At 62.4% G+C, this 12,739-nt stretch carries 11 protein-coding genes; 7 read left to right on the top strand and 4 right to left on the bottom strand.

Annotated elements, in window-relative coordinates:
• Positions 1–40 precede the first annotated feature (40 nt).
• On the bottom strand, positions 41–187 hold the full coding sequence (locus DRB19_RS30585) for a hypothetical protein (RefSeq protein ID WP_170148912.1): 147 nt from the start codon (positions 185–187) through the stop codon (positions 41–43).
• A 124-nt stretch (positions 188–311) separates the two neighbouring features.
• On the opposite strand from DRB19_RS30585, the gene DRB19_RS07245 reads away from it, so the two are divergent.
• From DRB19_RS07245 to DRB19_RS07235, 3 genes are read left to right on the top strand one after another with little or no spacing between them, the layout of a single operon-like run.
• Positions 312–1,610: an RsmB/NOP family class I SAM-dependent RNA methyltransferase gene (locus tag DRB19_RS07245; protein WP_114185375.1), complete on the top strand. Its 1,299-nt coding sequence runs from the start codon at positions 312–314 to the stop codon at positions 1,608–1,610.
• Positions 1,611–1,663: 53 nt separating this feature from the next.
• Entirely contained in the window at positions 1,664–3,220 is a 1,557-nt protein-coding gene (gene guaA, locus DRB19_RS07240) for a glutamine-hydrolyzing GMP synthase (RefSeq protein ID WP_114185374.1), read from the top strand.
• A gap of 3 nt (positions 3,221–3,223) precedes the next feature.
• A complete protein-coding gene (locus tag DRB19_RS07235) occupies positions 3,224–3,592 on the top strand; it encodes an ArsC family reductase (RefSeq protein ID WP_114185373.1) in 369 nt (122 codons plus the stop codon).
• Positions 3,593–3,950: 358 nt separating this feature from the next.
• Here the strand turns inward: DRB19_RS07235 and DRB19_RS07225 are convergent, their stop codons facing one another.
• Together DRB19_RS07225 and DRB19_RS07220 are read right to left on the bottom strand one after the other, a co-directional pair.
• Entirely contained in the window at positions 3,951–5,843 is a 1,893-nt protein-coding gene (locus DRB19_RS07225; RefSeq protein ID WP_114185371.1) for a TRAP transporter large permease, read from the bottom strand.
• A 38-nt stretch (positions 5,844–5,881) separates the two neighbouring features.
• On the bottom strand, positions 5,882–6,499 hold the full coding sequence (locus DRB19_RS07220; protein WP_114185370.1) for a TRAP transporter small permease subunit: 618 nt from the start codon (positions 6,497–6,499) through the stop codon (positions 5,882–5,884).
• Positions 6,500–6,787: 288 nt separating this feature from the next.
• On the opposite strand from DRB19_RS07220, the gene DRB19_RS07215 reads away from it, so the two are divergent.
• From DRB19_RS07215 to der, 3 genes are all read left to right on the top strand, one after another.
• Complete coding sequence (locus DRB19_RS07215; RefSeq protein ID WP_174799922.1) at positions 6,788–7,381, top strand: NnrU family protein; 594 nt, start codon at positions 6,788–6,790, stop codon at positions 7,379–7,381.
• Positions 7,382–7,561: 180 nt separating this feature from the next.
• Positions 7,562–8,233, top strand: coding sequence for a tetratricopeptide repeat protein (locus DRB19_RS07210; protein ID WP_114185368.1), 672 nt, complete (start codon positions 7,562–7,564; stop codon positions 8,231–8,233).
• Positions 8,234–8,245: 12 nt separating this feature from the next.
• Positions 8,246–9,589 carry a ribosome biogenesis GTPase Der gene (der, locus tag DRB19_RS07205; RefSeq protein ID WP_114185367.1) on the top strand — a complete coding sequence of 448 codons (1,344 nt, stop codon included), beginning with the start codon at positions 8,246–8,248 and terminating at the stop codon, positions 9,587–9,589.
• A 101-nt stretch (positions 9,590–9,690) separates the two neighbouring features.
• Here the strand turns inward: der and DRB19_RS07200 are convergent, their stop codons facing one another.
• On the bottom strand, positions 9,691–11,217 hold the full coding sequence (locus DRB19_RS07200; RefSeq protein ID WP_114185366.1) for a calcium-binding protein: 1,527 nt from the start codon (positions 11,215–11,217) through the stop codon (positions 9,691–9,693).
• A 532-nt stretch (positions 11,218–11,749) separates the two neighbouring features.
• Here DRB19_RS07200 and DRB19_RS07195 point away from each other — a divergent pair.
• Entirely contained in the window at positions 11,750–12,625 is an 876-nt protein-coding gene (locus tag DRB19_RS07195; protein WP_114185365.1) for a ferritin-like domain-containing protein, read from the top strand.
• Positions 12,626–12,739: the final 114 nt, after the last annotated feature.

Below are 12,739 nucleotides of genomic sequence, written 5' to 3'. Positions count from 1 at the left end.
GGGCAGGGCGGGATCGTGTTCACCCCGCCCGCCTCGCGCACTACATGCGACGGCCGCTTTCCAGCTGCGTCTTGGCATCGTAAGCCTTGCGGGGCGGCGGAGTGAGGTCCACGGCGGGCGCGGTGGCGCATGCGGCAATGGCGAGGGTGAGGCCGACAGTGACGATGCGGGTCAGACTGATCAACATGGCGAAGAGCTCCAAATAGGCTTTCGTGCGGATTGCACGTGCATCCCTGCCCTCAGGCGGGATGAGAAACGACAGAGGGTTACATTGTGTCGAATATACGGCCAAGCTCGGGTGTGATAGTCCAATGACGCCGGCTGCGCGCATCTCCGCCGCCATCGAGGTTCTTGGCGATATCGAGACCCGCCGGCGTCCGGCCGCGGACGCTCTCAAGGATTGGGGCCTGTCCCACCGCTTCGCCGGTTCGAAGGACAGGGCCGCCATCGCGAGCCTCGTTTATGACGCGCTCAGGCGGAAGGCCTCGGCCGGCTGGATCATGCAGGATACCTCGCCCCGGAGCGTCGTGCTCGGCATGCTGCGGCTTCAGCGGGGCCTCGATCTCCAAGCCATCGCGGCGCTCTTTACCGGAGAGCGGTTTGCGCCCGAACCTCTGTCGGCGGCTGAGCGGGAGCGGCTGGAATCGGCGCGGCTCGATGATGCTCCTGCCCATGTGGCCGGGGATTTCCCGGACTGGATCGAACCCTCGCTCAAGCGCCTCTTCGGGGATGATACCGTGCCCGAACTTCAGGGGCTTGCGGCCCGCGCGCCCCTCGACCTGCGGGTGAACACCCTGAAAGTTGCCTCCCGGGAGGAGGCGCACGATGCCCTGCCGCATCTCGGCGCCATCGAGGCCCCGTTGTCGCCTCTAGGGTTGCGGATCGCCCCCAGCGAGGACGGGCGCGGCCCGGCCGTGCAGTCAGAGCCGGAATTCATAAAGGGTTGGATCGAGATCCAGGACGAAGGCTCTCAGCTTGCGGCCTTGCTGTCTGCCGTGAAGCCCGGCGAGCAGGTGGTGGACCTCTGCGCCGGAGGCGGGGGCAAGACCCTCGCTCTCGCGGCACTGATGGACAATCACGGCCAGATCTACGCCACCGATTCGGATGCAAGGCGCCTCGCGCCCATCCATGACCGCCTGACCAGGGCAGGGGTTCGCAACGTCCAGGTCCGAACTCCGCGCGCCAAGGCGGATGCGGTGACCGACCTCAACGGCAAGATCGACTGTGTGCTGGTGGATGCGCCTTGCACGGGCGTCGGCACCTGGCGGCGCAACCCGGATGCAAAGTGGCGGCTGCGTCCCGGAAGCCTCGAGACCAGGCTGAAGGAACAGGCAACCGTTCTCGACCGGGCCGCCTCCCTCGTGAGGCCCGGCGGCCGCATCGTCTACATCACCTGCTCGATCCTGCCGGAAGAGAACGACGACGCGCTGATCGCTTTGATGGAGCGCAAGACCGGATTCTCGCCTGTTCTGGTTTCGGAAATCCTGCAAACCGCGGGCTTGAGCCATCTCGAACAATCGATCCGTCCCACCGCTCTCGGGCTGCAGATGACACCGCTCCGGACAGGCACAGACGGGTTTTACGTTGCCGTTCTGCGGAGAAATCCGTAATCGACCCTCACAACCGTTTCGAATTTAGCCCGAAGGCCTTGAAGCACCTCGCCATGACCCAGTCCCACGACAAGATCCTCATCGTTGATTTCGGATCCCAGGTAACCCAGCTCATCGCCCGCCGGGTGCGTGAGGACGGGGTCTATTCCGAGGTGGTGCCGTTTCAGAAGGCCGCCGAGGCCATCCGGGAGATGAAACCCAAGGGCGTCATCCTCTCGGGCGGACCGGAATCGGTCACAACGGATGCCTCGCCTCGGGCCCCGAAAGAACTCTTTGAGACGGGTCTGCCGGTCTTCGGCATCTGCTACGGACAACAAACCATGGCGGCGCAGCTCGGCGGCGAGGTCGAGGGCGGGCACCATTCCGAGTTCGGCCGCGCCGAGATCGAGGTGCTGACGGAAAGCCCGCTGTTCCAGGGCGTGTGGCAGGTGGGAAAGAAATACCCGGTGTGGATGAGCCATGGCGACCGAGTCACCAAGCTGCCCGAGGGTTTCGAAGTGCTTGCGGCCTCCGAAAACGCTCCCTTCGCGGTTGTGGCGGACGAGGGCCATAAATATTACGGCGTCCAGTTCCATCCTGAGGTGGTGCATACGCCCCAAGGCGCACAGCTGATCCGCAACTTCGTGCGCGATATCGCAGGCTGCAAGGGCGACTGGACCATGAAGGCCTTCCGGGAGGAGGCCATCGAACGCGTCCGCGCCCAAGTGGGCAAGGGCAGGGTGATCTGCGGCCTGTCGGGCGGCGTCGACTCGGCGGTGGCTGCCGTCCTCATCCATGAAGCCATCGGTGACCAGCTCACCTGCGTGTTCGTGGATCACGGACTCCTGCGGGCGGCGGAAGCCGAGCAGGTCGTCACCCTGTTCCGCGATTCCTACAACATCCCGCTGGTTCACGTGCAGGCGCAGGAGCTATTCATCGGCGCGCTCGAGGGCGTGTCCGACCCGGAGGTCAAGCGCAAGACCATCGGCAAGCTCTTCATCGACGTGTTCGACGAGGAAGCTAAGAAGATCGGCGGAGCCGAGTTCCTGGCGCAAGGCACGCTCTACCCGGACGTGATCGAGAGCGTGTCGTTCACGGGTGGACCTTCCGTAACGATCAAGAGCCACCACAATGTGGGCGGTTTGCCCGAGCGCATGAACATGAAGCTCGTGGAACCCCTGCGCGAGCTCTTCAAGGACGAGGTGAGGGTGCTGGGCCGTGAGCTCGGTCTCCCGGAGGCCTTCGTGGGCCGCCACCCCTTCCCTGGGCCTGGTCTGGCCATTCGCGTCCCCGGCGAGATCACCCGGGAAAAGCTCGACATCCTGCGCAAGGCCGACACGATCTATCTCGACGAGATCCGCAAGGCCGGCCTCTACGACAAGATCTGGCAGGCCTTTGCGGTGCTGCTGCCGGTCAAGACCGTGGGCGTCATGGGCGACGGGCGCACCTACGACCATGTCTGCGCGCTGCGCGCCGTGACCTCGGTGGACGGCATGACGGCGGATTTCTACCCGTTCGACATGGCTTTCCTGGGCCGCGTCGCCACCCGCATCATCAACGAGGTCAAGGGCATCAACCGGGTCACCTACGACATCACGTCGAAGCCGCCCGGCACCATCGAGTGGGAATAGGCGATGGCGTCCAAGCCGGCCGTTACACTCTACGGCATCAAGAACTGCGACACGATGAAGAAAGCCCGCGCTTGGCTCGATAGCAAAGGCGCGGCCTACACGTTCCACGACTATAAGGCTGAAGGGATCGACCGTGCTCGGCTTGAATCCTGGGCTGGTATTGTCGGTTGGGAGACCCTTCTGAACCGCGCCGGAACGACCTTCCGCAATCTCCCGGAGGCAGACAAGACCGGTCTCGATGAGAGCAAGGCCATCGCGCTGATGCTGGACCAGCCGTCCATGATCAAGCGCCCGGTGCTCGACCTCGACGGGCAGATCATTGTCGGCTTCAAGGCCGAGCAATATGAGGCGTCGGTTTTGTCGAGGGAGTAAGGCCTTGCGCTTAGCGCTTGCCGAAGTCTCGGGCCGGTATGTGCAACAGCGTAGATGTTGTAGCATCAGCGCTCGCGACCTGCCTGAGGTAGCTGAACGTGCAAGATGATGACGAGAAGCGGTTTCCCCGCATTTCACTCTGGCAGTTTTTGACCGGCCTCTTTCGATGGTCGAGGGACGCCGACAAGTTCTTCGACGGCAGGTGGGTTGCTGATCTTGCATCTGCAGACCAGTCCGACGAGACCCCAGAGGCCTCTCGACAAGAGAAAACACAGCTCAGAAAAGATTGAGCTTCAAGGCAAAAGGGCAGGTTCGCGAGAGCCTGCCCTTTTGGTTTAGGAGATCAGGGACGACCCGCTTACTGGATTTTCGGCGGCTCGTCGAAGTTGAGGCCGGGTAGACCGCCCGGATCGCCGGGGGCGCCGAGGCCGGGGACGAGGAGTTCGTCGAGCTTCTTCTGGACCGCCGCCGGATCGACTTCGGGGCCTGCCGCTTTGTAGTGCATCACGATGTTCGGGAAGAGCACCACGATCGCCACCATGATGAGCTGGATGATCACGAAGGGAATCGAGCCCCAGTAGATCTGGCCGGTGGTCACCGGTTCCATGCGCTTGCCGGTCAGGCGGTCCGTGTACGGCACCTTCGGGGCCACTGAGCGCAGGAAGAACAGGGCGAAGCCGAAGGGCGGGTGCATGAACGAGGTCTGCATGTTCACGCCCAGCATCACACCGAACCAGATCAGGTCGATCCCGAGCTTCTCCGCTGCCGGTCCTAGAAGCGGGACGACGATAAAGGCGAGTTCGAAGAAGTCCAGGAAGAACGCCAGGAAGAACACCAGGGCGTTGACGACGATCAGGAAGCCCACCTGGCCGCCCGGGAGCGACGTCAGAAGATGTTCCACCCACACGTGGCCGTTCACCCCGTAGAAGGTGAGGGAGAACACGCGGGCGCCGATGAGGATGAAGAGCACGAAGGCCGAGAGCTTCGCGGTCGCTTCCGTCGCCTGCCTGACGATGGTGAAGTTGAACCGGTTCGGGTTGTTGTCGAGCCGGCGCTTGATGGCAGCCAGGATCACCGAGCCAAGGGCGCCCATGGCGCCGCCTTCGGTCGGCGTCGCAAGTCCGATGAAGATGGTGCCGAGCACGAGGAAGATCAGCAGCAGCGGAGGCACCATCACGAACGTCACCTGTTCGGCCATCCGTGACATGAGCCGCAGACCCGTGAACCGCTCGACGGTGCTGACCACCAGTGCATAAACCACGCCTGCAATGACCATTTCCATAGTCAGGGCCCAGCCTTCATAACCCTGCTGGTGCAGGTAGGCATAAGCCCCCACAAGAGCGGCGGTAAGGATCATCGTGATGACGATGCGCTGAGCGCCGAGCATCTTGTTCATGAGGGCGCAGATGAGGGCGACGACGGTGGCCACGCAGATCGTCAGGATGACGAAATCCGCGCCGGCCCTCGTTTCCGTCTGCGACAGCACATAATAGCCTACGAGGCCCGAGAACACGACCAGGATGCCGAGTTGCCACACGCCGCGCGTGCCATTCGGCTCCCGGTAGCCGATCGCTTCCGGCGGCAGGCCGGGCGCGGATTTCGGGAAGAATACCGACATGAGCAGAACGTAGCCAGCGTAGAGTCCCGCGAGGATCAGGCCCGGCAGGAACGCGCCCTCATACATGTCGCCGACCGATCGGCCGAGCTGGTCCGCCATGACGATGAGAACGAGGGACGGCGGGATGATCTGGGCCAGGGTGCCGGAGGCCGCGATGACGCCTGAGGCCAGACGCCGGTCATAGCCATAGCGCAGCATGATCGGCAGGGAGATGAGGCCCATGGAGATCACCGAGGCCGCCACCACGCCTGTCGTTGCGGCAAGGAGCGCGCCCACGAAGATGACCGCATAGGCCAGACCGCCGCGGACGGGTCCGAAAAGCTGCCCGATCGTGTCGAGCAGGTCTTCCGCCATGCCCGATCGTTCGAGGATGTATCCCATGAAGGTGAAGAACGGGATGGCGAGCAGCACCTCGTTCGACATGGTGCCGAAGACCCGGTCCGGGAGCGCCTGAAGCAGGGGCCACGACAAGGTGATCGTTTGCGGCGCGTAGGGCGCGAGTTCGACCGCCAGGAAGAAGAACAGCAGGCCGTTGGCCGCGAGGGAGAAGGCAACCGGGTAGCCGAGGAGAAGGAACACGACGAGCGCCGCGAACATGATCGGCGCGAGGTTCTGGGCAAGAAGCACAGCCATGGAGGAAACTCCGAGAAACTAAAACAGGGCGCTCAGGGTCAGCGGATGCCGTCGCCCGGAGGTTCGCCGCCGGGGGCATTCACATCGACCAGTTCATGAATGAGGCGCTCCGCCTCGGCTTCAGCGCTGTGGCCGCCTTCCTCCTGCTCCTCGAGGTCACCGCGCATGATCGCGACGCGCTTGATGAGCTCGCTGAGCCACTGGAAGCCCAGGGAGATGAACCCGAGGAGAATGAGCCCCTTGGCGGGCCAGATCAGCAGGCCGCCCGCATTCGAGGAGACCTCGCCCGACTGGTAGGACTTCCAGAAATAGGGGAAGCACAGCCACAGCATCAGGGCCACGAAGGGGAACAGGAAGAGCAGATGCCCCATCAGGTCGATCCTGTCGCGCCCGCGCTTCGAGAGCCGGTTCGAGATGATGTCGATCCGGATATGCTCGTTCACCCGGAGCGTCCAGGCGGCGCAGAGCATGAACGTGGCGCCGAAAAGGTACCATTGCAGTTCGAGCCACGCATTGGACGAGACGCCGAAGATGCGTCGGATAAAGGCGTTGATGGCCGAGACCAGAACCGCGATCACGATGGCCCAGGCCGCCGTCTTGCCGACGCGCACATTGATCGAGTCGATAATGCGGGATAGCTGAAGGAGCGCTCTCACCGTATCTTCCCCCTGATTATTGATTGAAGTTGCAGCCTAGCTAGCGGACCCAGCGCCGGTGCGCTAGGGCCGCAATAGTCTAATATCAAGCGGTGCCGGGTCAGTAGCCGGGATATTTTTGTGCCGCAAGAGCCGTATCATTAAAAGTTATGGACGCCACAAGCTTTTGTGAAGCAATCAAAGCTCTTCCCGAGCCTCGATGCGCGGCGAGGCATCGGCCCGAACGGGTGGAATGGAGTCTCGCCTGAAGAGCGACTATTCTTTCCTATCACTCGAAGGGGTATGCCTGTGACACTGCTTATCATCGGCCTGTTCGTCTTTCTCGGTACCCATGCCTTCAGCATGGCGCGGCACCGAAGGGGCAAGTTGGTCGCGAAGATCGGGGAGGGACCCTACAAGGGGTTGTATTCTCTGGCTTCCCTAGCCGGTATCGTGCTGATCTCTATCGGCTACAGCCAATACCGGCAGGCCGGTTACATCCCCGTATGGGATCCGCCGACATGGACGCGCCATCTGGCGCTGCTGCTGGTGTGGTTCGCCTTCGTGTGCTTGGCCGCGGCCTATCTGCCGGGCCGGATCAAGCGCACCCTCAAGCATCCCATGCTGGCCGGTCTGAAGATTTGGGCCGTTGCCCACCTTCTGGCCAACGGCGACCTTGGATCCATTCTTCTGTTCGGGTCGTTCCTCGCCTGGGCGGTTGCGGCCCGTATCAGCGTAAAGCGCCGGGACGAGGCAGTTCCGCATGGGGCTCCCCTGGAGCCGCCGGCGGGCTTTCGCAACGATGCGCTTGCGATCGCCATTGGCACCGTGGCCTATATCGCCTTCGTGGTATGGCTGCACCCAGCCCTCATCGGCGTGCCCGTTCTGCCGGCCAGAGGCTGACAATTCGGCGATCCGGTAAGCGAATGTTACGTCCGGACCTGTGAAAAGGTCCGTTTCATCCCTATTCAAGTGGTAAAGAAGAAGCCTGCGACGTGAACAGCCTCTCGCCTTGGACGGGGGCGTATGCTAGGCGACCCACTTCGATAAAGGAGGCGGCTCTTCATGGGCCGCGGAATGAGTATGGCTCCGAACGACGAGTTCATCCGCGAGGTCGACGAGGAATATCGCCGCGACCAAGTGGCCAAGATCTGGCAGCGCTATAACGGCGTCATCATCGGTGCGGCCATCCTCCTGGTGGTGGCGGTCGGTGGCTGGCGCTATTGGGAGCATGTCCAGGAAACCCGTTCGCAGGCAGCAGCCGCCCGTTACGAGGACGCCCTGCGGCTTTCCCGTGAGGACAAGAGCAAGGACGCTGAGGCTGCGCTCGAGGCTCTGGCGAAGGACAACCCGTCCGGCTACGGCCTTCTCGCCCGCTTCCGCCTCGCGGGTGAACTCGGCCGCGAGAACGCGGACAATGGTGCGACGGCCTATGACGCCCTGGCGGCAGACGGCAACGTGGCCCCGCTTTGGCAGGACCTCGCCCGCCTGCGCGCCGCGTGGCTGCGCCTGGACACCGCCGATCCGTCGAAGATCCGTCCCGAACTCGAGCGCCTCGCCGTTCCGACCAATGCCTGGCGTCACACCGCCCGCGAGCTTCTGGGCCTTTCAGGCCTGAAAGCCGGCGACATGGACTTTGCCGGCCGCTGGTTCGACCAGATCGCCGCCGACCGCGAGACGCCGAACGCCCTCAAGCAGCGGCTGGCCGTCTATACCGCTCTCGTGGCGGGCGGCGCCGTTCAAGTCACCCAATAAGGAGAGGCAGACATGACGCCCACCGTCGCCATTGTCGGGCGGCCGAATGTCGGCAAATCGACCCTCTTCAACCGCCTCGTGGGCAAGAAGCTCGCTTTAGTGGACGATCGTCCAGGCGTCACCCGCGACCGCCGCGAAGGCGAAGCGCGCCTGGGCGACCTCGAATTCCGCATCGTCGACACGGCCGGGCTGGAAGAATCCACCGAAGAATCGCTTCTGGGACGCATGCGCGCCCAGACCGAAGCCGCCATCGGCGACGCCGACATCATCCTCTTCGTGGTCGATGCGCGCGTCGGCATCCTTCCGGCGGACCGGCCCTTCGCCGAGATGGTGCGCCGCTCGGGCAAGCCCGTGATCCTTATCGCCAACAAGGCTGAAGGCGGCGCCGGCATGGCGGGCGCCTACGAGGCCTTTTCGCTCGGCTTGGGCGATCCGATCCCATTCTCCGCCGAACACGGCGAAGGCTTGGCCGACCTCTTCGAGGCGCTGATGCCGTTCTTCCCGGAACCGGGCGACGAGGAGGAAGAGGACGATCCGAACAAGCCCCTTAAGGTCGCCATCGTCGGGCGGCCAAACGCCGGCAAGTCCACCCTGATCAACCGCATGGTGGGGGAAGAACGCCTGCTGACGGGGCCTGAAGCGGGCATCACCCGCGATTCCATCTCCCTCGACTGGGAATGGCGCGGACGGGCCATCAAGCTGTTCGACACCGCGGGCCTGCGCAAGCGCTCCCGTGTCGAGGACAAGCTGGAAAAGCTGTCAGTCGCCGATGCCCTGCGGGCCGTTCAGTTCGCCGAGGTCGTGGTGATCCTCCTCGACGCCACGATCCCGTTCGAGAAGCAGGATCTCTCCATCGTCGATCTGGTGGAGCAGGAGGGCCGCGCCCTTGTGATCGGTATCAACAAGTGGGATCTGGTCGCTGACCAGCCAGGCCTCTTGAAAGACCTCAAGGAAAAGGCCACCCGCCTACTGCCGCAGGTGCGGGGTGCGCCGGTCGTGCCCCTGTCGGGCCTGGCCGGAAGCGGCATCGACCCGCTCATGAAGGCCATCCTCCAGGTCTACGAGACCTGGAACACACGTATATCGACCGCCCGCCTCAACCAATGGCTGACGGAGGCCCAGGAGGCCAACCCGCCACCAGCCGTCTCCGGCCGCCGGATCAAGATCCGTTACATGACCCAGATCAAGGCGCGGCCCCCGCATTTCGCGATCTTCGGCAACCAGCTCGACGCCCTGCCGACGAGCTATACCCGCTATTTGGTCAACAGCATTCGCGAAGCCTTCAAGCTCCCGGGCGTTCCGATCCGCGTGTCGCTCAGAACAGGGCAGAACCCGTTCGACAAGGGACGGAAGTAAGGTAGCCATGCCGCTTGGATGCGGCACGGCTTTTTGTTGAACGACACGACGATCACAGGCGCGAGGCCGGTGATCGGATGTTTGAAGAGGCAGTAGCTTCCTTACACCACGAAGAGCTCTGACGCCGTCATCTTCAGGCCTTTGTCGATCTTAGCGAACTGAACAGCTGCCTTCGAGCCCGTACCGTCCTGATCGTAATACAGCGCGCCGGTCTTCTTGTTGTAGATGATCCGGTCGTCCGCATCATGCGCCTTGTCGCCGGTCCAGAAAGCTTTCCCGGCAAGCTTCTTCGGGTCTTCGCTGGTGCCCCTGCCCACCTTGGTGAACACATTGTTATCCAGCCAGATGGAATCGTCCGCGATCTTGTAGGACTTGATGGTGTCCACATTCGACTTGCTGGGCCTGGTGTCGAACACGAACATTTCCTTGCCAGCATCACCACGCAGGGTATCCTTGCCCGCGCCGCCGTAGATCGTATCGTTGCCCGCCCCGCCATAGATCACGTCGGCCTTTGCGCTGCCCTTGATCGTGTCGGCGTTTGCAGTGCCGTCGGTCTGTCCACCGGTGACAGGAGAGGTCATGTTGCCGGAGTGCGTAATCGTTACCGTGCTGGTGGCCGCCTTGTCGGCCCCGTCCCAGGCGGTAATGCTGACCTGCCGTGTGGTCTGCCCGCCCGTGCTGTCGTTGTAGTACACGAGGGACTGCACGAGCTTGTTGATTTTCGCCGCCGTCGCCTCGCCGTTGAAATAGATCTCAAATGACGAGTTCGTCACGTTGGCGAAGTTGGCGAAGACCTTCTCGTTGAAGGTCTCAAGTCCGCGAATCCGACCGCCATCCTTCACGCCGTCGGGGAGGTCGAAGGCGTTCCGTGAGAGAGTGACGAAGTCGTTGGCATTGCTGCCTACAACCGACACGGTGATCTTGCGAACGGCCTTGTCGTCGGAGATCGAAGCATTGGCGCCGATATCAAGCGCAACGACGCTCAGGCCGCTAGTTGCGACCTTGTCACCATGAAGGCCACTGATTACCGGAGCTGCGTTGCCAGCACCGTTGTCGTTATCGTCCCACGTGAAGTTGAAGCCTTTACGGAGAAGCAGTTGCTCCTCCGCGTCGGTAAACGTGCCGCCGACGAGACGGACGCGTGCGCCGGATTGCGTCGAGAAATTCAGGTGAGCGCCGTTGTCCGCCAGAAGCTGGCTCTTGTCGCTGATGATGATATCCGCGTAGCCGGATGTCGGGTTCATCAGCTTGTAATTGCCCGAAAACGCCTTGCCACGTAGGTCGAACGCATGGCCGGCATTGCCGGTGAAATAGATCCGGCCTTCAGCAAAACCCGATGGACCCGAGATCTGCGTGATGCTGGCCAAGTGCTGGGCCGAGAGGTAGAGATCCGCCCCATGGTCGCTGAACGAGATGATCTCGACCCCTGAGAATTCCGCGAATTTCCTGAGATCGTATGTGTCGCGATAGTTCAGGTTCAGCGTATCTGTTCCGCCGCCGCCGCGAAGAGCGAACCGGCTCCAGTCCGATTCGTAGAAATACGGGGAAGAAATCGGTGTGCTGAAGATATCGTCGCCTTCGGTCCCGATTGCGGAACCGTTCGCCGGGTTGAGAATATACAGTGTCATTAAGAGGCTCCAGCTAGGGAATGAGGATCTCTTGCTACGAACTATAACAAGATAACGTAGCGCAATAGAACGCAGTTTGTCGCAATTTCAACCCTGGGCCTGGCGTTGGTTGTTTGCTGTGTGCCGCACCGCACACGAGCCAGTACGTCGGTGCACCGACGCATCAGCAATTCGAGAGACGCGCGGGGTTAGCGGCACGTCTGATCGGCTCGTCCTCGGTCAGCCTCCGCAAGTTCCCTTGCTCATACGACGGCTATCGGTCGTCGGGGCCCTCATGGATACCGTAGACCAGCGGGCTTCTTGCCCGGCCTTGTGCTTTGCTTCGGGACACTCACCCCATAGCGCAGCAAATGCCTGGCCGCCACGGAAAGCTATGCGCCAACACCTTCCGGCCATGAGGTGAGGGGGCTTCGCGGCGGTCGAAGCCGAGCTAACAAGGTCAGTTTAGCCCGAATGAGCAGCCTGAATCTGGGAATTTTTCTTGGCTTCGAGCATCCAATGTCATGGGGCGGGCCTCATCCAGGAGAGTCCTATGAACGCATTGACGAAGCTATCTCGCCGGCAATCCCTTCAAGCTTTGGCTCTATTCGGTGCGGGAGCGGCCATTACACGGTTCCATCGGCCGAATACGGCATATGCTCAAGCCACCTCGTCATCCGAGATCAAGGACGAGGACATTTTCCAGTTCGCACTCAACCTCGAATACATGGAGGCCGAATACTACCTGCGAGCCACGACCGGGAAAGGCATCGAGGCAGCGGACGTGGGCCCGGATGCCGGTCCGGTCAAGGGCGGCAGCAAGGTGCCGTTCCAGAGCAAGGCAATCCGCGAGTTTGCTGACGAGCTTGCCGAGAATGAGCTTGCGCATGTCCGCTTCTATCGCAAGACCCTCGGGAGCCAAGCCGTCTCGCGGCCAACGATCGATTTCGACGCCGGCTTCAAGGCTGTCCGCGAAGCGCTTGGCATGCCGGACTTCGACCCGTTCGCCAACGACATGAACTTCCTGCTCGGCGGCATGCTATTCGAAGATGTCGGCGTGACGGCCTATGCGGGTGCGGCGCCCCTGCTCGAAAGCAAGGAATTCGTCGAAGCGGCAGCCGCCATCCTGGCGGTCGAGGCCTATCATATGGGCATGGCCCGCTCGCAGCTCTACCAGATGGGCGACAAGGCCCAGAAGGCTGCAAATGCTGTGTCCACTGCCCGGGACAAGATCGACGGCGCTGGCGACAAGGATCAGGGCATCGAGCGCAACGGCAAGGCGAACCTCGTCCCCGCGACGCCGGACGGCATGGTCTTCCGTCGAACCCCGCAAGAGGTGCTGCGCATCGTCTATCTTACCGACAAGTCGGGCACGGACAGCGGCGGCTTCTATCCCAAAGGCATGAACGGGATGCTCAAGAGTACGTAATACTAAGTCCCTGAAGGGCTGACTCGTTCGTGATTTTCTGCGTCGGGGTGGGTGTGATTCAACTTGGCGAGCCATGGAGGTTCGCCATGCCGATCCCACTCCGTTCTGACTTCG

It is taken from the genome of Microvirga aerophila (assembly GCF_003332305.1).
In the GTDB taxonomy this organism is placed as follows: Bacteria; Pseudomonadota; Alphaproteobacteria; order Rhizobiales; family Beijerinckiaceae; genus Microvirga; species Microvirga aerophila.
This window is presented reverse-complemented; position numbering and strand designations above follow the sequence as displayed.

Bases quoted from the DNA above. Each gene is read 5' to 3' on its own strand.
- DRB19_RS30585 (WP_170148912.1), bottom strand. From the start codon at position 187: ATGTTGATCAGTCTGACCCGCATCGTCACTGTCGGCCTCACCCTCGCC.
- DRB19_RS07245 (WP_114185375.1), top strand. From the start codon at position 312: ATGACGCCGGCTGCGCGCATCTCCGCCGCCATCGAGGTTCTTGGCGAT.
- guaA (WP_114185374.1), top strand. From the start codon at position 1,664: ATGACCCAGTCCCACGACAAGATCCTCATCGTTGATTTCGGATCCCAG.
- DRB19_RS07235 (WP_114185373.1), top strand. From the start codon at position 3,224: ATGGCGTCCAAGCCGGCCGTTACACTCTACGGCATCAAGAACTGCGAC.
- DRB19_RS07225 (WP_114185371.1), bottom strand. From the start codon at position 5,843: ATGGCTGTGCTTCTTGCCCAGAACCTCGCGCCGATCATGTTCGCGGCG.
- DRB19_RS07210 (WP_114185368.1), top strand. From the start codon at position 7,562: ATGGCTCCGAACGACGAGTTCATCCGCGAGGTCGACGAGGAATATCGC.
- der (WP_114185367.1), top strand. From the start codon at position 8,246: ATGACGCCCACCGTCGCCATTGTCGGGCGGCCGAATGTCGGCAAATCG.
- DRB19_RS07200 (WP_114185366.1), bottom strand. From the start codon at position 11,217: ATGACACTGTATATTCTCAACCCGGCGAACGGTTCCGCAATCGGGACC.
- DRB19_RS07195 (WP_114185365.1), top strand. From the start codon at position 11,750: ATGAACGCATTGACGAAGCTATCTCGCCGGCAATCCCTTCAAGCTTTG.